The organism is Streptomyces sp. NPDC001880, assembly GCF_053594575.1.
Genome location: NZ_JBSFET010000020.1, coordinates 79,416 through 99,783 on the forward strand (window position 1 = coordinate 79,416; position 20,368 = coordinate 99,783).

General features: G+C 69.2%; 15 protein-coding genes and 2 pseudogenes. 11 read left to right on the forward strand and 6 right to left on the reverse strand.

What is annotated here, in order from left to right; genetic code table 11:
* Positions 1-16 precede the first annotated feature (16 nt).
* The 5 genes from ACWCQ6_RS14825 to ACWCQ6_RS14845 all read left to right on the forward strand — a co-directional run bounded on the left by ACWCQ6_RS14825 (position 17) and on the right by ACWCQ6_RS14845 (position 9,775).
* Positions 17-1,129: an ATP-binding protein gene (locus ACWCQ6_RS14825; protein WP_451089101.1), complete on the forward strand. Its 1,113-nt coding sequence runs from the start codon at positions 17-19 to the stop codon at positions 1,127-1,129.
* Positions 1,126-3,927: a hypothetical protein gene (locus tag ACWCQ6_RS14830; RefSeq protein WP_451089103.1), complete on the forward strand. Its 2,802-nt coding sequence runs from the start codon at positions 1,126-1,128 to the stop codon at positions 3,925-3,927. Before ACWCQ6_RS14825 ends, ACWCQ6_RS14830 begins: the two co-directional genes overlap by 4 nt.
* A gap of 774 nt (positions 3,928-4,701) precedes the next feature.
* Positions 4,702-5,511, forward strand: a complete 810-nt coding sequence (locus ACWCQ6_RS14835) for an aminoglycoside N(3)-acetyltransferase (RefSeq protein ID WP_451089105.1) — start codon at positions 4,702-4,704, stop codon at positions 5,509-5,511.
* A 423-nt stretch (positions 5,512-5,934) separates the two neighbouring features.
* Complete coding sequence (locus tag ACWCQ6_RS14840) at positions 5,935-6,711, forward strand: VOC family protein (protein WP_451089107.1); 777 nt, start codon at positions 5,935-5,937, stop codon at positions 6,709-6,711.
* Positions 6,712-7,456: 745 nt separating this feature from the next.
* The gene (locus ACWCQ6_RS14845; protein ID WP_451089109.1) at positions 7,457-9,775 is read left to right on the forward strand and encodes an ATP-binding protein; all 2,319 of its coding nucleotides are present in this window, start codon (positions 7,457-7,459) and stop codon (positions 9,773-9,775) included.
* A 359-nt stretch (positions 9,776-10,134) separates the two neighbouring features.
* On the opposite strand, the gene ACWCQ6_RS14850 is transcribed toward ACWCQ6_RS14845, so the two are convergent.
* On the reverse strand, positions 10,135-10,635 hold the full coding sequence (locus ACWCQ6_RS14850; RefSeq protein WP_451089110.1) for a DUF1203 domain-containing protein: 501 nt from the start codon (positions 10,633-10,635) through the stop codon (positions 10,135-10,137).
* Between the two features lie 329 nt (positions 10,636-10,964).
* Here ACWCQ6_RS14850 and ACWCQ6_RS14855 point away from each other — a divergent pair.
* Positions 10,965-11,057: pseudogene (locus ACWCQ6_RS14855) on the forward strand (bifunctional 5,10-methylene-tetrahydrofolate dehydrogenase/5,10-methylene-tetrahydrofolate cyclohydrolase); the annotation flags it as partial.
* 488 nt (positions 11,058-11,545) lie between these two features.
* Entirely contained in the window at positions 11,546-12,322 is a 777-nt protein-coding gene (locus tag ACWCQ6_RS14860) for a hypothetical protein (RefSeq protein ID WP_451089112.1), read from the forward strand.
* 120 nt (positions 12,323-12,442) lie between these two features.
* Here ACWCQ6_RS14860 and ACWCQ6_RS14865 read toward each other — a convergent pair whose 3' ends face one another.
* Positions 12,443-14,050, reverse strand: a complete 1,608-nt coding sequence (locus tag ACWCQ6_RS14865; RefSeq protein WP_451089114.1) for an MDR family MFS transporter — start codon at positions 14,048-14,050, stop codon at positions 12,443-12,445.
* Positions 14,051-14,141: 91 nt separating this feature from the next.
* Positions 14,142-14,747 carry an acyl-CoA-like ligand-binding transcription factor gene (locus ACWCQ6_RS14870; RefSeq protein ID WP_451089116.1) on the reverse strand — a complete coding sequence of 202 codons (606 nt, stop codon included), beginning with the start codon at positions 14,745-14,747 and terminating at the stop codon, positions 14,142-14,144.
* A gap of 221 nt (positions 14,748-14,968) precedes the next feature.
* Here ACWCQ6_RS14870 and ACWCQ6_RS14875 point away from each other — a divergent pair, with 221 nt between their 5' ends.
* From ACWCQ6_RS14875 to ACWCQ6_RS14885, 3 genes are all read left to right on the forward strand, one after another.
* The gene (locus ACWCQ6_RS14875; protein ID WP_451089118.1) at positions 14,969-15,154 is read left to right on the forward strand and encodes a hypothetical protein; all 186 of its coding nucleotides are present in this window, start codon (positions 14,969-14,971) and stop codon (positions 15,152-15,154) included.
* Positions 15,155-15,305: 151 nt separating this feature from the next.
* Positions 15,306-16,205 carry a GNAT family N-acetyltransferase gene (locus tag ACWCQ6_RS14880; protein ID WP_451089128.1) on the forward strand — a complete coding sequence of 300 codons (900 nt, stop codon included), beginning with the start codon at positions 15,306-15,308 and terminating at the stop codon, positions 16,203-16,205.
* Between the two features lie 109 nt (positions 16,206-16,314).
* Positions 16,315-16,836 (forward strand): GNAT family N-acetyltransferase, encoded by a 522-nt coding sequence (locus tag ACWCQ6_RS14885; protein ID WP_451089120.1) that lies wholly within the window; start codon positions 16,315-16,317, stop codon positions 16,834-16,836.
* Between the two features lie 27 nt (positions 16,837-16,863).
* Here the strand turns inward: ACWCQ6_RS14885 and ACWCQ6_RS14890 are convergent, their stop codons facing one another.
* The 3 genes from ACWCQ6_RS14890 to ACWCQ6_RS14900 all read right to left on the reverse strand — a co-directional run bounded on the left by ACWCQ6_RS14890 (position 16,864) and on the right by ACWCQ6_RS14900 (position 19,767).
* Positions 16,864-17,289: an ankyrin repeat domain-containing protein gene (locus tag ACWCQ6_RS14890; RefSeq protein ID WP_451089122.1), complete on the reverse strand. Its 426-nt coding sequence runs from the start codon at positions 17,287-17,289 to the stop codon at positions 16,864-16,866.
* 147 nt (positions 17,290-17,436) lie between these two features.
* Entirely contained in the window at positions 17,437-18,651 is a 1,215-nt protein-coding gene (locus tag ACWCQ6_RS14895) for a beta-ketoacyl-[acyl-carrier-protein] synthase family protein (protein ID WP_451089124.1), read from the reverse strand.
* 627 nt (positions 18,652-19,278) lie between these two features.
* Positions 19,279-19,767 (reverse strand): NUDIX hydrolase, encoded by a 489-nt coding sequence (locus ACWCQ6_RS14900; RefSeq protein WP_451089126.1) that lies wholly within the window; start codon positions 19,765-19,767, stop codon positions 19,279-19,281.
* Positions 19,768-19,997: 230 nt separating this feature from the next.
* Here ACWCQ6_RS14900 and ACWCQ6_RS14905 point away from each other — a divergent pair.
* Positions 19,998-20,368, forward strand: a pseudogene (locus tag ACWCQ6_RS14905) (ABC transporter ATP-binding protein); the annotation flags it as partial.

The window sequence follows — 20,368 nt, forward strand, 5'->3', positions numbered from 1 at the left end:
TCAGAAAGGCCCTGTTATGTCCGACCTGTTGCGCGCCCCCGCCGAGATCAAGTACGCCGAAGAGCTGGAGTGGCTCGAGTCCATCGACGACAACCCCAAGCCCTTCTCCTGGCGGCTGTCCCCGAAGATGGTCCGCCTGTTCATCCTGGGCTCCGAGCGCTCCGACGGCCTGGACCGGGAGATCTCGCAGAAGTGGTACGGCGACCGCAGTTTCGTCGAGCGCTCCATCGTCACGCTCGCCTCGGACCGTGGCCTGCTGCTCATAGGTGACCCCGGCACGGGCAAGAGCTGGCTGGCCGAGCTGCTGTCCGCCGCGATCTGCCGCAATTCCACGCTGGTGGTGCAGGGCACGGCCGGCACCACCGAGGACCACATCAAGTACTCCTGGAACGTGTCGATGGTCATTGCCAAGGGCCAGTCGAGGGAATCGATGATCCCCTCGCCGATCATGACCGCGATGGAGTCCGGCGCCATCGGCCGCTTCGAGGAACTCACCCGCTCCACCAGCGATGTGCAGGACGCACTGATCTCGGTCCTGTCCGAGAAGTACATCTCGGTTCCCGAACTGGACAGCGACAGCATCGTCTTCGCCAAGCCCGGCTTCTCGATCATCGCCACCGCGAACAGCCGCGACCGAGGCGTCAATGACCTGTCCTCGGCGCTCAAGCGCCGTTTCAACTTCGTCCGCATCCCGGTGGTGACGAACAAGAGGAGCGAGGTGGAGATCGTCCGTTTCCGAACCGAGGAACTGCTCCGCCGTCACCAGATCGAACTCGAAGTGCCGCCGACGCTCCTCGACGTACTGCTGCAGAGCTTCGCCGACCTGCGTGCCTCGGCCGCCGCGGCCGGCAGCGACGACGAGAAGCTGGAATCCGCGCTGTCCACCGCGGAACAGATCGGTGTGCTCGAGGACGCGGTGCTGCACAGCAACTTCTTCGGCGAGCGCGCCCTGACCGCCCGCACACTGGCCTCCTCGCTCGTCGGGTCGCTGGCCCGGCGCGAGCCCGAGGACCTGGCCATCCTCAACAAATACCTGCACGGCGTCGTCGAGCCGCGCAGCAAGGAAGAGGGCGGATCCTGGCCGGAGTTCCTGGAGGGCGGCCGCGACGCGATCGCCACCCTGTCATGAGCAGCGCCCACGAGGGAACCTTCGAGGGACTGCGCGCCCAGCTCCAGGAGGCCGCCGCGACGTTCGCCGACGGACCCGACGCCCTGGAAGGCATCCTCCTCGGCATCGTCGACGACGTGGACCACGCGGTCCGCGAGCCGCTCGAGATCTTCCCCGTCTGCCATCACTCGCCGGCCTCGGCGATCGCCATGGCCCGCCGTCTGCGGGAGAAGCAGCCCAAGGTCGTGTATCTGGAACTGTGCGAGGACATGGCGCCGCTGCTGACCGAACTGCGCAACTGCAAGCTCCCGGTGGCGGTCCAGTCGTTCGCGACCGATGTCGACGGCTTCCCCGCCGAGTGGTCCCCGCTGTCGGTGGTCGCACCGATCACCGAGGCCTCCGCCGAATACCAGGCGATCGCCTACGCACTGGACACACCGGGCGTCGAGCTGGTCCTCGTCGACCGCTCCTCGGACCACGTCTTCCAGTGGGACACACGAGGAACGGCGACGCCCGAGTCGGCCGACCCGGACGCCCCGCCCGTCGAGGAGGAAGCCGCGCTGCACGGCGACGCGGTCGGCGTGGAGATCGGCGACCTGCGACCGCGCTTCGCCGAACTGGAGGAGCACCTGCTGCGCCACGGCAAGGTGCGGCACTGGTCGGAATGGTGGCACCAGTACGTCGAGTTGCCGCTCGGCGACAGCGACCATGACACCTACCGCCAGGTCATGCTCCTGATCGGAAGCCTCTTCCGGCGACTCGCACCCGGTGACCCCCAACGGGTCCGCGTGGACGAGGACCGCGAACGCTACATGTGGACCAGGATGCGTGAACACCTGGCCGCCACCGGTGCGGATCCCGCGGACTGCCTCTACGTCTGCGGAGCGTTCCACGCGGCCAGCCGTGTCGCGGAGTTCGGCGTCCACGGCACCGACACCTTCGAAATCAGCCCGCCCACCGCCACCACCTGGCAGCACGGTCTGATTCCGTCCAGCCATGCGGCGATCGAGGCGCAGTTCGGCCTCGCCGCAGGCTCGGTGTCGATCGCCGCGACCGTATGGGCGAAGAACGTCAGACGCACACGCGTGGAGCCGTACCGTCTGGCGGGACAGACGGGCGCCAAGAAGGCCAGGGCCAAGAAGGCCCTGACCGCAATGGATCCCGTACCGGATCTCCCGCCCTCGGACAAGCTGACCGGCTTCCTGCAGCGACCGCCTGCCCTGGACCGGCTGGACGAGGCCGAACTGCTCGGCTGGTCGGTGGAGATCGTGCGCGCCGCGCGCCGCAACGGCTACCTCTCCTCCACAGCCGACGCCATCGCGGTGTTCGAGACGTCGATCCTGCTGGCCGGAATGCGCGACCGGGCCAGGCCCACGCCGTACGACTTCCAGGACGCGGCCGTCACCTGCATCGAGAAGGACACCGTGCCGGGCCGGCGCGATGTGCGGCGCCTTGTGGAGATCATGATGGGCGGCGACCGGGTCGGCCAGGTCGGCTACGAAGCGCTGCCACCCCTGGCCCGAGATGTGCACGACCGGCTCGCGCCGCTCGGCCTGAAGCTCCAGCAGAGCGGCGTCAAGCGAGCGCTGCTGGACATCGCCTCCCAGCCGGAACTGGAGCGCTGCTCCGACGTGTTGTGGATGCTGCGCCACCTGATGCCGCAAGGCGCCGCACGCCCGATCATGGGCGAACGGAAGCTGGGGGAGCGGCCGATCCAGGAGTCGTGGGACCTCGCGCTCGGCACCCACCAGCGCGCGCTCATCGAGCTCGGCTACGAGGGCGTCAGCATCGAGCAGGTGCTGGAGCAGCGCCTGCGCCGTACGGCGTACGACCGCCGCGCGACCGCGGCGACCGTCCTGGAAACCGTCGAGGACGCGACGCTGTACCTGCGCAGCCGCCGCCTCGCGGACGAGCTCGGCACACACGCCCTGGAGGTACTGTCGGCCGAACGCAGCGTCGACGGCGCCCCCGAGGTACTGCGCCGAGTGCGGCGGCTGCTGGCGTACTACCGCACCAACGAGCCGGTGCTGCCGCCCTGGGTCGAGTCCTTCGTCAAAGCCGGGTACGCCCACTACTGCACCCTGCTGCCGACGGCGTTCACCGACGAGGACGCCACCGTCCGCCAAGTGGCGGCCATGCTGGGCTTCCTGTTCAGCATGGAGAGCCTCGCACTCTCGCTGGGATGCGACCGGACCCAGCTGGAACTGGCGGTGGTCCAGTCGCATCCGGAGGAGTCGTCGAAGACGGCTCTGCTGTGGGCGGCCCAGGTGCAGCTCGGGCATCTCTCCCGTGGGGACCTTCGCGCGAGGTGCGACGAACTGCTGGGCAACCCCTTGGCGGTACCCGCCTATCCGCGCTACCTCAGCGGCTTCGTGCAAGCGCTGGATCCCGTCCCGGGACTCACCGACTTCGTGGTGGAGGCGGTGTCGAACGCGTTCGCACGGCTGCCGGACCCGGTGCTCCTGCCGTGGCTGCCGACCTTGATCACCACTCTGCGATCGGGCGGCTCGGAGCTGGCCCCCCTGCTGATCCGTGAGGCCGGGCGGACCTTTCCCGGCCGGCTCGCGGCGCTGGACGCGTGGCTGCCGCCGTGGCGGGCACAGCCGGAGCCGGAGGCGGTGGATTCGGCACACCGCGCGGAAGGCGGCCACGGTTGCACGCTGCTCGCCGCGCACCCCGCGACGTGCGATGCGGTGGCGAGACTGCTGGGTTGCGAGGGGGAGTGGGAGACGGCGGATTCCGGCCCGGCAGGCGTGGCACTGACCGGTCGTCATCCGGAGACAGCGGTCGCACTGGAGGCGCTGTTGGCCGGGGCGTGACCTGGGGCATCGAGGCCCACGCAACGTTTTCGCCGACGGTGGCACCGGTTTGCGACGCCCAAGGGCAGTCGGCTGCAGAGCGCCGACTGCCCTGTGCCGGCTCAGTGCACCTCCTCGCCGCACATCCACGGGCTGTCCGGTAATCCCTGGCGGCGTGCGACGACGGCTACGGCACCTCGTCGGGTTGTCGGAAAGCCCGAATACTTTTCCAGTATCCGTAGGTGCTTCCGTTGTTCCCAGCGGTGCGCCAACCGTGACGCGGTACGTCGACACCGCGCTCGTGCCGCCCCTGACACCATCCGGGCCGTGTGACGGGCACCCCTATCCCGTCGGGTGGCGGGCCCGGGTGGAGAAGCGGAGTCTGCTACAGCTCCTTCCTTCCGGCCCGCTCCACCGAAATGGTGGCGGCCAGCGCCAGGGGACGCCGTCGGCCACCGGCTGGTGGTGACGGATCCGGACGCAGGCAGGGTCCACGCCGACGGCCTCGGCGAGGCCGTCGGCGGCGGCCCGATGCAGGCACCGGGAGCCGTGGAAGGCGTCGCGGTGGCATCCGGCCATCCGGCCGCCTTCTGTTCGGCGCGCACGGAATCGAAGGGCGGACCCGGATCCGGCCCGATGCCCCTCGGCGCACGAGGAACTGTTCCAGGCGCTCTTTCCGTCACTCACGGCCGATCTGATCACTCACTGCCTGCCGTACTGAACCACTGCCAACAGCTGTACGGGACGCCGAAATTCGGTGGACCGGGTGCGTCGGCGCACGGACACCGGCTGGATATGTCCACCAAGTCTTCAGTCGGCCCGATGTGTACCCGTGACTCGCTCGCCTCCGACCTCCGCGCAATGGGCCTGCGCCCCGGCGAGACGCTCCTCGTGCACTCCTCGCTCAGCTCGCTCGGCTGGGTCTGCGGCGGTCCCGCCGTCGTCGTCACGGCGCTGCTCGACGTTCTCGGCGACGCCGGGACGATGGTGGTGCCGACCCACTCCGCTGGCAATTCGGATCCGGCGGACTGGCGGAACCCGCCCGTGCCCGAGGCGTGGTGGGCGGACATCCGGGCCTCGATGCCGCCCTTCGACGCACGGATCACTCCCACCCTCGGCGTCGGTGTCACTCCGGATACCGTGCGCAACTGGCCGGGAGCCGTCCGTAGTTGTCATCCGCAGACGTCCTTCGCGGCCGTGGGCCCGCGTGCAGCCGCGATCGTCGACGGCCACGCACTCGACTGCCGGCTCGGCGATCACAGTCCGCTCGCCCGGCTGGAGGAGGGCGGGGCTCGGGTGCTGCTTCTGGGTGCGGGCTTCGACTCCTGTACGGCGTTCCACCTGGCCGAGTACCGGATCCCCTCGCCGCGGGGGGACAACTCCTTCGCCGTCATGACCCCGCAGGGCCGCACCTGGGCGACCGTACGTGATGTGTCGATCTCCTCGGGCCGTTTTGACGAGCTGGGTGCGGCCTTCGAGAAGGAACGTCCGGTGGTAAGGGGCGCTGTGGGCGGTGCGGACGCCCGGCTGTTCGACCTGGCGGATGCCGTCGCCTACGCCGAGGGATGGCTGCCCGAACACCGGCCGCACACGGCCACGACCTGATCGCAACGATGCCGTTTCCGGGCGCCCTCAAGCCTTGCATCGCTGGTGAGGAGCGCTTCGGCCGGTCGTGGCGCGGGATCGGGCGCGAGGGCCCGGGCGCTGAGATGCGGGGGAGCGGCCCGGGGTACACCGTTGGATCACGAACTCGACCCTGCTGATCGCCGCACACGCCCGTCAACGACCGGCGGACACTGTGCGACGCTCGGTCACGGAGACAGGGGCGAGCTTTTTGCTTGGTCTGTTCCTACCTCGATGTGCTGCTCTTCACGGAGTGGGCAGGCCTCGAGGAACGGAGGTGATGTTCGACCTGAGGAGCGGATGATCGCGGAACCAGCGGCGGCCATCGCGACCTGGAGGAACTGTGCGCGCAGGTGGAAGCCGAACCCGTGATCCATCGGCGCGGTAGACCCGAAGGAGCATCGAATGCCGGCTCTCGAAAGGATCAGGCCCGTAAACGGAGCTCCCTGCTGGGTCAGTCTGCTGTCGGGTGATCTCCGTGCTACCCAGACCTTCTACGCCGATGTCATGGGCTGGGAGTTCGTCGCAAGTATCCTCGGCAGCAACTTCTGCGTGGCCATGGCACACGGCCGGCCCGTCGCCGGCATCGGTTCCTGTTCTCCCGCCACCAGCCCTCCCGCGGTCTGGACCCCGTACTTCGCTGTGGACGACGCCGACGAGACCGCGGACCGGATCAGGGAGCGCGGTGCCACGCTTGCCGTCGGGCCCGTGAAACTGGGCGTGGGCCGTGCGGCGATCGCCGCCGACCGTGAGGGGGCCGTCTTCGGCTTCTGGGAAGGCACTAGCCTTGCATGGTCGGTGGGGGAGGGAAGCGCCCCTGCGCGGCTGGATCTCCAGACCCGCCATGCCTTCGAGGCCGCCATCTTCTACGCGGAGGTCTTCGGCTGGGCCGAACCACCCGGCAGTTGCACGGTCGACTACGCGCAGGACCACGTACGCGTGAAACTCGAAGGGCGCACCGTCGCCACCCTGCGCGGCGGGGGCATCGAAACCGCCGCGGACCCCAGCATCCGGCCTCGGTGGGTCGTCGACTTCCGCGTCGAGGACAGCGCACGGGCCGCGACCGCCGCCGTCGACGCCGGGGGCGAATCGTCATTGGTTCCCGCACGCGACGGCCCTTCGAAGGACGCCTTCATCGTCCGCGACCCGGACGGTGCGCTCTTCACCGTGTCCGGCCCGTGACACCGATCGCCGTACAACGGACGGATTTCTTGGCCACGCCCGCCACACCGACCCCCGGGCAGGAGTTCTCCAGGCCCCGGAGGATCCACCCGGCGTCGGTGTTGCTGTGGAGGGGCGACCGGCCCCAGCAGGCTTCCTTGTAGTGGAAGTCCCGCCCGGCTCCGGTCCGCGGGCCGATGCAGTGGGCAGAGAGTGTGCCGCCTGCCCGATCCGCTTCTCGAACAGGCCCGCACTTCCGCCGGACCGTCTGCGGTCGGTGTCGTGTCGGCCCGTGCGATGCGATACGGGGCCGGATCCCGCACGACACGATGGCCCGGTCATTGGCCGCGAGCGTCCGCCGTCCCGCGGAACGTCCGCCGGCAGGTGAACGGGATACGCCGATGGGGGCGTGCAGACGTCGGCGCAGCGATGTGTCGGTGCCGGCGGCCAGGTCGGTGGATTCCAGGAGATGCCGTGCCCCGGCGACGCGCTCTCGCGCGACGTCCGCTCCCGGTCGCTGTCGGTGCTGCGCGCAGACGGCGCGATGGTCACGACCGTGCCCAATCCCGTGGTCGACGCCGCAGAACGCGGACCGGGCACGCCGTCCGCGTCCCCACCGCCGCACTCCTGCGTACCTCACCCTTCCCGAACCCTCACCACAACGCCTGCATATCCCCCTATATCGCGGCCACGCTCCGAAGTCGCGCATCTACACTGTGCTGACATCTCGCGAAGAGGTGAGGTACTTGAGCATCACGGGGGCTCCATGGGATTCGGCTTCGGGCAGCGGCGCGGGCAACCCCCTGCCGAGCGAACCAGTTTCGTCGGACGTGCCGAGGAGATCTCACTGATCCAGGCGGCTTTCCGCGAGGCACGGCTCGTCACCCTGGTGGGCCCCGGCGGCGTCGGCAAGAGCCGCACCGCGCTGCGCGCGGCGGAGGGCCTGCGGGACCTGTTTCCGGACGGGGTGTGGCTGGCCGAGTTGTCGGCCCTGTCCGACCCCGAACTGGTCCCCGCGACCCTGGCCACCGTACTGGGGGCTCCGGAACACGCCGGGGTGGAACCGCTGGACGCGGTCGTCGCACACCTTCAGGGGCAGCAACTGCTCATCGTGCTCGACACCTGCGAGCACATGGTCGACGCGTGCGCCGTACTCTGCGACGTCCTCTTGCGCGAGGCCGCCGAGGTGTGCGTCCTGGCCACCAGTCGGCAGCCGCTCGATCTGGTCGACGAACAGACGATGCCGATCGTCCCGCTCGGAGTGGACGACGCACTGGAGTTGTTCACGCAGAGAGCTGCCCGTGTACTGCCGGGCTGGACCGTCACCGAGGACAACCGGGCGCAGACGCTTGCACTGATCGAACGGCTCGACAGGATTCCGCTCGCGCTCGAACTGGCCGCCGTGCGTCTGCGGGTCGCGCCGCTGGGGGAGTTGGTGGCCCGGCTGGACCGCAGGTTCGAGGTGTTCACCGGCGGGCAGCGTGCCACCTGCGCCCGGCATCAGACACTGCGTACGACCATCGGCTGGTCCTACGAGCTCTGCACCCCGGCGGAGCGGCTGCTGTGGGCGCGGCTGTCCGTCTTCGCCGGCCCCTTCGAGCTGTCGGCCGCGGAACAGGTGGGCGGAGGAGGCGGACTCCCGTCCGACGCGGTCCTGGAGGCGCTGTTCGGTCTGGTGGACAAGTCGGTCGTGCAGCGCGTCGGCGAGGACGGGGCGAGCTACCGGCTCCTGGACACGATCCGTGAATACGGTGCCGAGCGCCTGGACGAGGACAGCAGCGCGGCCTCCGTGCGCGGACGGCACTTCGAACACCATTGCGACACGGCCCGGAGCCTGTGGGACCAGCTGATATCCCCCGCCCAGGCCGAACTGCACCAAGCGGTGCGCAGTCGGATCGCCGACATCCGGGCCGCGATGAAGTACGCCTTCACGGCTGCCGGCAGCGCACCGGAAGGGCTGCGCCTCGCCGTGCAGCTCGCCCCCCACTGGAGGGCGACCGGCACCCTCTCGGAGGGGCGGTACTGGATCGACAAGGGCCTCCGTCTGGTGCCCGAGGACTGCGCGGAGCGGGCCTGGGGCCTGTTCATGACCGGAGTGTTCGCGACCTGGACCGCCGATCTCGCGGAGGCGCCGACCTTCTTCCAGCGGGCGCGGGAGTCGGCGCTGAACTGTGACGAACAGCGCGTGGCGCTGTTCACGGAACCGTACATCGGAGCGATGCGGGCGCTGTGCGGTGAGATCGACGAGGGACTGGCCGAACTGGAGCAAGGGCGCCGCCGGATCGTCGCCGTGGGCGACTTGCTGGGCATCAGCATGGTCCACTACGAAGGCGCGCTGCTGCGGGCGGTGCTCGGGGACACCGGCGGGGCCCTGGAACTGTGCGAGTTGGGGCTGGCCCATCTCAACGGCACGGGTGACCGTCAGTTCTATGGATCCACGCTCATGGCACAGGGACTCATACTCTGGCTCGCCGGACGTCACGATGAGGGTGCCGACGCACTGCGACAGGCTCTGGACGCCATGAGCGAGATCGGTGACGTGCTGGTCGCGGCGCTCTGCTGCCTGGGCCTGGCCTGGCATGCCGCACAGCAGGAACGCCACGCAAGGGCGGCGTGGTTGCTGGGATATGCGGAAGGCGCGCGTCGGCTGAGCGGCGACCCGGTGGCCATGCTGACGTCCGTGCTGGAACAACAAGAGGCGACCCGCGGCGCCGTACGGGAGGCGCTGGGAAACACGGAGTACGAACGCTGGCACGGTGTGGGGGCACGGTTGTCGGGGACCGAGATCCTGGCGGCGGTGCGGGCGGACACCGACACACCACCGGGGGTGCAGCGCCTGCCCCGCAGCCGGCAGGAGCCCGTGGTCACCGAGGCGCTCACCCCGCGGGAACGCGAGGTCGCCACGCTGGTCGCGCAAGGACTGTCCAACCGGGAGGTCGCCGAGCACCTCGTGATCTCCAAGCGGACCGCGGACAGACACGTCGAGCGCATCCTCACCAAGCTCGACATCGATTCGCCGACGGAGATCTCATCGGTCCTGAAAGCCTGGGCCACGGGCTCGCCGCAGCCGCGCCGCTGCGAGTGAATCCCCGCTCGGGGACCGCCCGGAGAGCACAAGACGTCTCGATACGGCCGTCGTACGTATGCCCGTCCGGCCGCCGGTACGTATGCCGACGCCGAGCGGGTGACAGGGGCCGGCCGCACAGATACGTGTACCGACCTGCGATTCAACGCCCGTCGGGGGGCCATGTCGTGCGGCAGGCTGTGCGTGCCGCTGGGACGTGGAGTGTCTGTGCAGCACGGGTGGATACGGCTGTCGCAGGCCCGAGTGCTCCCACCCCCAGCCGCGCCGGAACCATGTGCCCGCGCTGTCGGCGGTGCAGGCGCATGATTCCGGCTGCGTTCGTAGCCAGGACACAGCTCTCTTCCCGGCTCTGCGCCTCCCTACTGTCGGCGGATCTCGACCATGAAACAGCCGAACTCCACTGCGCGGACGTGCACCAGGGCGACTGCCGGATCGGTGAAGACCTCGCGCAGTGCGTGGTCCACCTCGGTGGCCCGCTCCTTGGGGACCTCGATCAGTCGCCCACCGAGGATGTGCCCCTGGGCGCTGTAGGCGCGCAGTACCCGCCGGGCACCGTGCAGTTCGATCGGATAGCCGGAGGCGGAAGCCGGCCCGCCGCATTCCTCGGCGTGAACGAACACCGGACCGCACTCGTCGTACGGGCCCGGCTCGGCACCTGTCTCCACCGCCCAGCGACGCAACGGCGCGTACGAGACGAGGACGATCCGCTCGCCTTGTTCGCTGTGCCGTAGACAGCAGCGCAGCGGGGCACCGCCCTCCGGATCGGTTCTGGGTGCCCGGGGGCGACCGGCGTCGTCCTGTTCCCGCAGTTGTTTCAGCACGGCCGGGTCGATGGCCCGCACCTGGTAGGTCGTCGTCATGGCTCCAGCATCGGCGGGTGCCCGTTCCCGAGCTGGCGGAAATCGGACATCGCTCTGGAAGGCGCTGGTCCCCGCTGTGGTCTGCCGCAAGCGCTCAGGTCCTGCGGGCTGGGCTCCACTCGCAGACCGTTGGAGAGGTCTCGACGACCGCGCACGGCCAGACCTGCCGGATTCGATCGAGCCGGAGTCGGTGGTCCTGGACCCGTCCTGCGGCCGGACGGCCAAGAGCGTGGTGAGCCGGTCGGGGTCGTGGATCACCACGCTCACGGACAGGTCCTCGTTGCCGAGCTCCAGCCCTCGGCCGCTGCCGAGTCTCGCCGGGCTTCATCGTTCCCGGCGGTGTGGGGCCCATGACCATCGCTGTGCTCCTCGCTCAGACGGTTGAGGCAGCAGCGCGTCGGCTCGGTACGAGCCGGCCGTAGGCTCCGACCGGCCCCGCCGCCCGGCCGGCATCGCTCAGCCGGATCCCAGGGCATCTCGGACGATGGCGGCGGAGGCGCGGGCGGCGGCGTGGACCGGGCCGTGTCGTGGGCGGCCCGGGCGAGCGTGAAGGCCTCGCCCGTGAATTGGCCGGTTCATCGGGAAGAGCGGATGAGGGCGGGAGGCCTGCGGGTTTTGCCGGTGCCGACTGCTCGTGCCGTCCGGTCCGGCACCGATTCACCAGTGCCGCGGCAGGCAACGTTTGCCCGTCAAGGAGCGGCGTCCGGTGCGTGCTCTCGACGTGCCGGCCGGAAGCCCTCGTACTGGCTGTACTTGGGCTTTCGTCCGGTGCGGCGAGAGTGCGTGCCGGGCGTCGCGGCGGGGCGAACGTTGTCTGCCGCGGCACTAGGCTGTACGGAGTCTCACCGCGCGGGGGAGGAGCTGCCGCCCCCGCTTCGTCGTATGCCCCAGCCCGAAAAGAGGAAGCATCGTGTCCTTCGCTCCCCTCGGCCGGCACAACGGCGAGCACAGCGACTACTGCAACACCAGTCTGTGCTGCCGCTGCCAGCAGCGGAACTGGACGACCCAGCAGGGCAGTGAGCGGCTCTGCGGCCTATGTGCGGCCTGCTGCCGTGAATGCGGCAGGGCGCCGGCGCCCCACCTGGACGGGCTCAACGACGGGATCTGTGCGGACTGCCGCGGACTGTGCACCCGCTGCCACAACCCGCTTCCCGACGGAGGCGTCTGTCGCTGCCAGCAGTGGAAGCAGAGCCCGGGCAACGACCCGATGCGCTTCATCATGCAGGGTTTTCCCCAGCCACTGCTCCAGGCCCTCGGGCACCGGGTCCCGCGCACCCTGCCCGACATCCTGTTCGAGGAGCTCACGCACCGGACTGCTGCCCAACTCCTCGACCGTATCGAAAGGCGCTGGAGCCACCGCTGGTCCCACGCGATCCACGAACGCGACGAGGAGAACCGTCGCCGCTGGGCACCCCAGGAGATCGCCGAGGCCCTGGTGAGCCCCGGAGCCTGCTCGAACCGGGCGTGCGAGGACGGCTACCTCCTCGCCGACGGTGCGCCCTGCCCGTACTGCCGGCAGCCGGCCAACCGCTTCGTACCCGCCACCGCCGACGCGATCTCCACCTCGGAGCATGCGCGAGCGACCGCCGCGCAGATCCGGCAGACGCTCATCAGCAACCGCTCCGCCGGGAGGAAAACCAAGCGCGGGGCACAGTCGGGCGCCTGGCCGACTTCTTCCGCCGGCTGAACCGGAGAAAGAGTTGGGCCGCCGTGCGCGGCACGTCCTCACGCGTACGCCTCACCCTGCGCGTCCGCGGAGTCCGGCCGGTCACGGCGGCCTGCGTTCTCCTCGTCGTACTTTCTGGGCTCAGCGCGCCGGAGTGGCCGGAGTCTTCGCCGAGGCCGCGTTCTCCTCAGCGAGCCGTTCCATGCCGCTCTGCGTCTTGAGCGGCTTCTCCTTGATGAACAGCACCGCGACCAGGGCGAGCAGCGCGAAGGGGGCTCCGATCAGGAAGACATCCGCGGTCGCGACCCCGTACGCGTGCTCGACCACCTGCCGGGCCGGTTCGGGAAGGGTGGACAGATCGGGGACGCTGTGGCCGGTGCCTCCGTTGTCCGCCGCTCCGCCGAAGCCCTTCGCCATCTCGCTCGCCACCCGGTGGCTGAGCACGGCGCCGAGCGCGCTCGTGCCGATCGCCCCACCGAGGCTGCGGAAGAACGACAGCACCGAGGTCGCCGCGCCGAGTTCCGACGCGGGTACGTCGTTCTGAGCTGCCAGCACCAGGTTCTGCATCAGCATGCCGACGCCCACGCCGAGCACCGCCATGTAGACGCTGAGCAGCCCGAACGAGGAGTCCGCGCTGATCGTGGACAGCAGACACATGCCCGCGGTCATGATGATGCCGCCCGAGATCAGGAAGCCCTTCCACTTGCCCCGGGCGGAGATGATCTGCCCGGCGACCGTCGTGGAGATCATCAGACCGAGGATCATCGGCAGGCTCATCAGGCCCGCGACGGTCGGCGTCTTGCCGAGCGAGATCTGGAAGTACTGGGACAGGAACACCGTGCCGCCGAACATGGCCACGCCGACCAGGAGGCTCGCCACGGTCGTCAGCGCTACGGTGCGGTTGCGGAAGATGTCCAGCGGGATGATCGGTTCCTGGACCTTGGACTCGACCAGCACCGCGGCGGCCAGCAGGACCACACCGGCGGTGACCAGTGCGGCGGTCTGCCACGAAGCCCAGTCGAAGCGGTTGCCCGCGAGGGTCACCCACAGCAGCAGTGAGCTGACCCCGCTCATGATCAGGAGGGCGCCGAGGTAGTCGATCTTCACCTCCCGGCGGACCGTGGGCAGCTTCAGGGTCAGCTGGAGCAACACGATCGCGAGCAGCGCGAACGGCACACCGATGAAGAAGCACCAGCGCCACCCCAGCCAGGAGGTGTCCACGAGCACGCCGCCGATGAGCGGTCCCGCGACGGTGCCGACGGCGAACACGGCGCCGAAGATGCCGGAGTAGCGGCCGAGTTCACGCGGCGGAATGATCGCCGCCATCACGACCTGGGCGAGCGCCGTGAGGCCGCCCGCGCCGATGCCCTGCACCACACGGCTCACGATGAGCAGGCTGACGCTGTGCGAGAAGCCGGCGACGAGCGAGCCGACGATGAACATCGAGAGGGACAGCTGGATGAGCAGCTTCTTGTCGTACAGGTCGGACAGCTTGCCCCAGATCGGAACGGTCGCCGTCATCGCCAGCAGCTCGGCGGTGACCACCCAGGTGTACGAGGACTGGCTGCCGTGCAGATCGGCGATGATCCTGGGAAGTGCGTTGGAGACCACGGTGGACGCCAGGATGGCCACGAACATGCCGGCCATCAGGCCCGACATGGCCTGGAGTATGTGACGACGCGTCATGGCTGGTGCGGCCCCCTCGGGCGCACCGGCGGTACCGGTTTCGGGTGTGACGGCAGCGCTCATCGGCCGGCGTTCCTCATTCTCTGGATTTTCGGTTGATCGGATGGTCGGGGTGATCGGCCGCAAGCCCCCGGTGGAGGCCCGGGGATGCGCTTCAGTCGTTCAGACCGGCGGCCAGTGAGGCGAACGCCTCGTGGTAGATGCTCTGGAACGTACGAGTACGGCCGGAGGCCACCCAGAGCTCGACGGCGGCGCGTACGGCGGCGGTCGCCACGTGTGCGAGAAGCCTGGGATGGAGATCGGATTCGGGATCCTGGCCCAGTCGTTCGGCCACGGCGGCGATCAGCGCGCGCTCGTCCGCGCCCCGGGCGGCCAGGAAGCCGGACAGCAGCGAGGGACTCCTCCTGAGCACTATCATCTGGAGCTCCCAGCGTTCGTGGTCCTCCTCGATGTGGGCGAGCTCCTGGCCGATCGCCTCGCGCAGGGCGATGAGCGCCGTGAGTTCGTCCGGCGCGTTGAGCACCGCCCGACGGGTCCGCTCGGCGTTGTCCTGGGCGGGACGGGTGATCGCGTCCTCAAGGCACGGGAAGTAGTTGAAGAACGTGCGCACGGATACGCCGACCGCGTCGGTGACCGCTTCCACGGTCACGTTCTCGATGCCGCGGTCCGCGGCCATGCGCAGCGCCGCGTCGGCCAGGGCGTCACGCGTCGCGCGCTTCTTGCGTTCACGCAGCCCGAGGGGAACATCGGCGGCACTCATGAAGTGCATGCTATGCAAGTTTGCGCGTACTGCAAAATTCTGCGGGCGGCGGGGGACCACCCCCGCCGCCCGCTATGACCCGGTGAGCCGCTCAGGGCGTCTCGTGCGCCGAGGCCGGGTACGCCGTCCCCTCCACGCAGAGAGATTCGGTGACCGCCCGGTGAGGTCCTGTGCCGGCAGCGGCCCACCGTCCGCCGAGCGGCCCCCGGGGTCTCACGGGCTTGTCCACCACCGGAGCCAGGCCCACGTCCGAGCGCGAGGTCCCCGCGAACCGCAGCGCCCGCACCGCACCCTCCCAGGAGCGCGGCGCCTCGGTCACGGTGACCTCGGGACCGGCGCAGACCGCCGTGAGCGGAACGGAGGCGAAGGCCTCGGAGAAGAAGGTGTCGGCCGGTGTGCTTCCGTAAGTCCTCTGCGACTGGACGTGCGCCCTGTCACAGTGCTGTGGTGATCACAGTGACAGTGGAACCTTTCCTGCCGCGGTACGCGGCCGCAGCTGATCTCGCTGCCTGGTGTGCGGTGTTCAGCGACGGTTACAGGGAGTCGTCCGGAAGCTCGGTGCCGCGATCGGCTCTGGCCGAGCGGCTCCTGGCTGAGGAGCCACCGGCGATGCGCTGGGCCGCTCGCGGCGAATCCGGCGACGCGGTCAGTGGAGTCGCGGAGCTGCGGCCGCAGTCGCACCAACCAGGTACTGGTTTCCTCCGCTTGTTCGTCGCGCCGCCGACCCGCAGCAACGGCATCGGCACCGCGCTGCTTCTCGAAGCCGTGCGGGCCGCTGGTGAGGCCGGGATGGACCGGCTGCAGAGCACGGTGCTGGCCGGTGCCACCGGTGAGTCCTTCGCCCGCACCGTTCCCGGTCTACGCGTTGTGCTGAGCCTGGAGCTTCAAGAACAGCGGCTCGACGAGGAGCGGGTCCTGGCACGCTGCCGGGAACTGGTGGCGTGCCTGCCTTCCGCCTACCGGCCGGTGCGCTGGATCGGACCGGCACCCGAGCAACTGGCCGCCCTTTTCGGGCGGGTCATGGGCCATGTGCTGGATGCCCCGGGCGCCGCGCTGCAGATGCCGTCCCGGACGTGGGACACCGCTGCGGTACGCGCGTGGGAGGCGGCGATGACCGCAGGCGGTGAGCAACTGATGGTGAGCGCTGCCGTGCACTCAGCCTCCGGCGAGGTCGTCGCCGCTACGGTGGCCACCGTCCCGGCGGGCGGTGGCCCCGTGGCCGACCAGCACGACACCGCTGTCCTGCCCGGACATCGAGGACAAGGACTGGCTCGATGGATCAAGGCCGAACAAGCCATCCAACTCCACGATCGCTTCCCTGAAGTCCGCGCCGTCACTTCGACCGTCAACCAGGAGAACCGGCCCATGACAGCGGTGAACCGATCGCTGGGATACCGACCGCTTTCCGGGCGACTGCTGGTGGAGGCACCGGTGTCGGCTGGACGTGCCGGCCCGTGAGACTGGCGCGGGCATCCGTTCTCCGAGTGCGTAGCGCGCGGCATCGCGGAGGTCTCGGCGGCCGGTTCCGGATGTAGATCTTGACCGTCCGCACAGGTACCGTCGTCGTGTGCCTGAACTGATCGCACCGACGGTCCGCCTGTACTCCGCCTGGCGCGAAGCACATGAGGAGTGGGGGCCCGGTGTGCACGAGGACGGGTTCGGACTGACATCCACCGACGAGGTCGATTCGCCGGCGGGGTTCGCGGCCTGGGTGGCACGGCTTGCCGCCGAGTCGAATCCGGCGAGGCCGCTGCGGGCCCGCAGGATGAGCTGCGTGCACCGATGGATCGTCGAGGACGACAGGGTGCTCGGTGGGATCGCTCTGAGGTACGGGCTCGACATCGTGTGGGAGATCGGCCACATCGGCTACGGCATCCGGCCCTCCGCGCGTCGGCGCGGACTGGCCACCTGGGCGCTGGGCCGGATGCTCGACGAGGCCCGGGGGCTCGGGTTGGACCGGGTACTGCTTGTTTGCGCGATCGACAACGTCGCCTCGGCGCAGACGATCGAGCGTCATGGGGGCGTCCTGGAAGGTGTCGGAGACACCGAGTGCGGCGCCGCACGACGCTACTGGATCAAGATCCATTAGCCACCGCCGAGCAGGAAATCAGGTTCCTCAGCTGTGGTTGCGATGGGCGCCTGCCGCGAGAAGCACGGCGATCGTCTCGGGGTGGGGCCCGGACATCGCCCATTGAAGCGGTGAACGGCCCATGCCGTGATCCTCGCGGAGATCGGGATCGGCGCCGTGGGCGAGGAGCGCACGCACCGTTTCGGTATGGCCCCAGCACGCGGCCGCGCACAGGGGAGTTCCTTCCGCGCCGTGTCCGCTTTCGGTGTTGGGAGAGGCTCCGGCTGTCAGCAGGCAGCGGACGTTGTCGGCGGCTCCGTGGACTGATGCGGCGTACAGAGGTGTCGTGCCCTCGGTATTGCCGGCCTCCGGGCAGGCCCCGGCTCTCAGCAGAGCGTTGATCCGAGTGCAGTCGCCGAATGTGGCCGCTTCAACGAGACGCGTTGACAGTTTCTTACGCCGCCGTCTGTTCACAATCGCTCAGACTACTGAGGTTGAACCCGTGATGTCGTGACCGGCCCGGTGGTCAGGCCGGTCTGAGCAACGACACGACATCACGAGCGGGCGGCAGCCGGGTCCGAGAGTCCCATGTCGCCCGGCGTGGCGGTCAAGGTCTCGTCGTCACTTGGTGAGGACGAGACTGACGTTGTGTCCGCCGAACCCGAACGAGTTGGCCAGCGCAGCGGACCACTGACCGGTGCGCCGTTCACCGCGCACCACGTCCAGTTCCACGCGCGGGTCGATTTCGTCGAGGTTGCGCGTGGCCGGCACGGTGCCGTCCCTGAGCGCGAACAGAGCGGCCATGGCACCAACCGTTCCGGACGCGCCCATCATGTGACCTGTCATCGACTTCGTCGCCGTCACCGCGGCGTGGCTGCCGATCACCCGGCCGATCGCCTCGGCTTCCGCCAGGTCACCGGACTCGGTCGAGGTGGCGTGGGCGTGCACGACGCCAATGTCCGCCGGGGCCAGGCCGGCGTCGCGCAGAGCCAGTTCCATGGCGAAGGCCTGGCCCTCCGCGTCGGAGGCCGTGATGTGGTTCGCGCTCGAACTCACGGCACTGCCGGCCAGCTTGCCGTAGGCGCGTGCTCCGCGGGCCCGGGCGAATTCGGCGCGTTCGAGCACCATCATTCCCGCGCCCTCGCCCATGACGAACCCGGACCGATTGACGTCGAACGGGCGGGACACGGTCTCCGGGTCCACGGACTGTGTCGACAGGGCCTTCATCTGGGCGAATGCCGCGATGGTGAAGGGGTGCAGGCATGCCTCCACCCCACCTGCGACGACCACGTCCGCCCGCCCGCTGCGGATCAGATCCTGCCCCAGCGCGAGGGCCTCCGCCCCGGACGCACAGGCACTCACCGGAGTCCTGGCGCCTCCCTTCGCGCCCAGGTCCATGCTCACCCAAGCAGCCGGCCCGTTGGGCATCAGCATGGGGACCGTGAACGGTGACAGCCTGCGAATCCCGGCGCGTTCGAAGACGTCGTCCTGCCCCAGCGTGGTGAGGACACCACCGGTCCCCGTACCGATGACGACGGCGAATCGTTCCGGATCGACCTGCGGAGCACCGGCGTCCTGCCAGGCTTCGCGCGCACTGAGAGTGGCGACCTGCTCACCGCGGTCCAGCTTCCTGGCCTCGGCCCTCGGGAGGAGGGAGGCAGGGTCCACCGTGAGCCCGGCCGCAACGTGTACGGGCAGGTCCGCGGCCCATTCCTCTTCCAGGAAACGCACCCCCGACTTACCGTCCAGCAGCCCCGACCACGACGACGGCGCATCGGCTCCCAGTGGCGTCATCGCACCGACGCCCGTCACCAGCACACGACCGTTACGGGTCACACGAGCCTCCTGAATTGTGTAAATGCTACATAGTCCCTGACTTACTCTCGTGAGGATCATGCCAGTGTTCAGAAGGGAAGTGAGTGTAATGGGTGACTGAATCGAGAGCGAGTGATTGTCATGTTCGGACAATGAATGAGGTTGGTGTCGTGATGTCGCAGAAGCTGACGGCTGGTCACCTGCTGGGTGTCACCGGGGCATGAGGTAGCCACAAGGAGTGGGTTGCCCGCCGAGCGGCAGGAGTTCCGCGAGGGGTACGGCTCCAAGCTGCGGATCGGTTCGCCCTGGGTGAGGCGAGTGCGGATATTGCAAAGGGCCTGCAGGTCCGCGACGCCTGTCCGGACGACGCACCCGCCGGGGACACCCGTCTGCGAGATCGTCCGGGCGGAGCCGACGGGCTGCGGGAAGGGTGCAACCCGGACGACGGAGGCACAACGCGTCTCCTGCGGCGTCGTCCGGACCGACGCGGAGTGGCACCGGCTGCGGCGGCTCTTCGGTCGGGGAGTGTGCGACTGCACCCGGCCGGGAGGGGGCAGCAGGGTGTGCAAGGGGCCTGGCTCGGGTTCTGAACCGCGCTGCGGATCCGTGTCCGGGCCGGGCCGGGGCACACGTGAACGGACCTTCTGCTCAGAGGCCCAGCCTCACAGGTCGTCCGGCGGGAACGCCAGAGGTGATCAATGCCGTCAGAGGCGTCGCCAGGTCGCGCGGGGAGAAGAGATCGGGGCCGTCGTAACCGGCGACTTCCGGCAGGTGCCACCATCTCAGCCCGCTGATGTTCTCGGCGGCGAGCTCCCGGTCGGACAGCGTTCCGCGAGGCCTGAATCCGGTAGTGCGTACGAGAAAGTAGTCGTTGACGACACCGTCGTAGCCCGCCGCGCACCCTGGCGCCACCACCTCCTGGTGCCATACATGTGGCGGATCGGTGGTGACCACGAGGCCCACCTCTTCCCGCAGTTCGCGGCGGAGTGCGGCAAGAGGTGTCTCGCCCTGCTCGATCCCGCCGCCGACGGTCGCCCACACCACCGTTTTCTCCGGTCCCGGAATGGTGAACCGGCAGAGCAGGATGCGGTCGTCCTCGTCGAGGACGACCGCGCGGACCGAATGACGCAGATGCACGGAGGCATCAAAGCACCCTGGTCGTCCGAGGAAAGGGCGGGGGAGTCAGCGGCGTTTCGGCCAAGATCGCTCCGACTGGCCTCCGCGCGCGACAACGGTCGGTGCATCCCGCATGCTCCGTTTCTCGCTCTGCCATGCGGATTCCATCGCGTCTCAAACACATGTGTTCGAAAGGTCTGCCCGGTCGTTGAGCTCCATGACATGCCCGAACAACCTTCCAGGGAGCTCAGTTGACCTCGACCGAAACAGAGAAACAGCAGCTCACGGCGGAACCGACACCACCGCCTCCGGCGGAGTTCAGCTACAGCGGGCAGTACGCGGTCAACCCGCTCGCCGAGGTCTCCTTCCGGAAGATGTGCGGACAGATCCCGAAGGTCCTGCACCGGATCGCCCGGCTGTCGTGGCGGACCGACCGCCGGGCGGTGCGGCTGCTGGTCGGGTGCCAACTGCTGACGGGCCTGTCCGCAGCCGTCCTCCTCACGGCGACGGCGCGGGCGATGAAGCCCATCCTCGGGTCCGGCGCCGTGGCCGAACGGCTGCGTGAGGCCCTGCCTGCGCTTCTCCTCGTGGCTGTCGCGGCCGCCCTCGCGCGAGCGGCGGC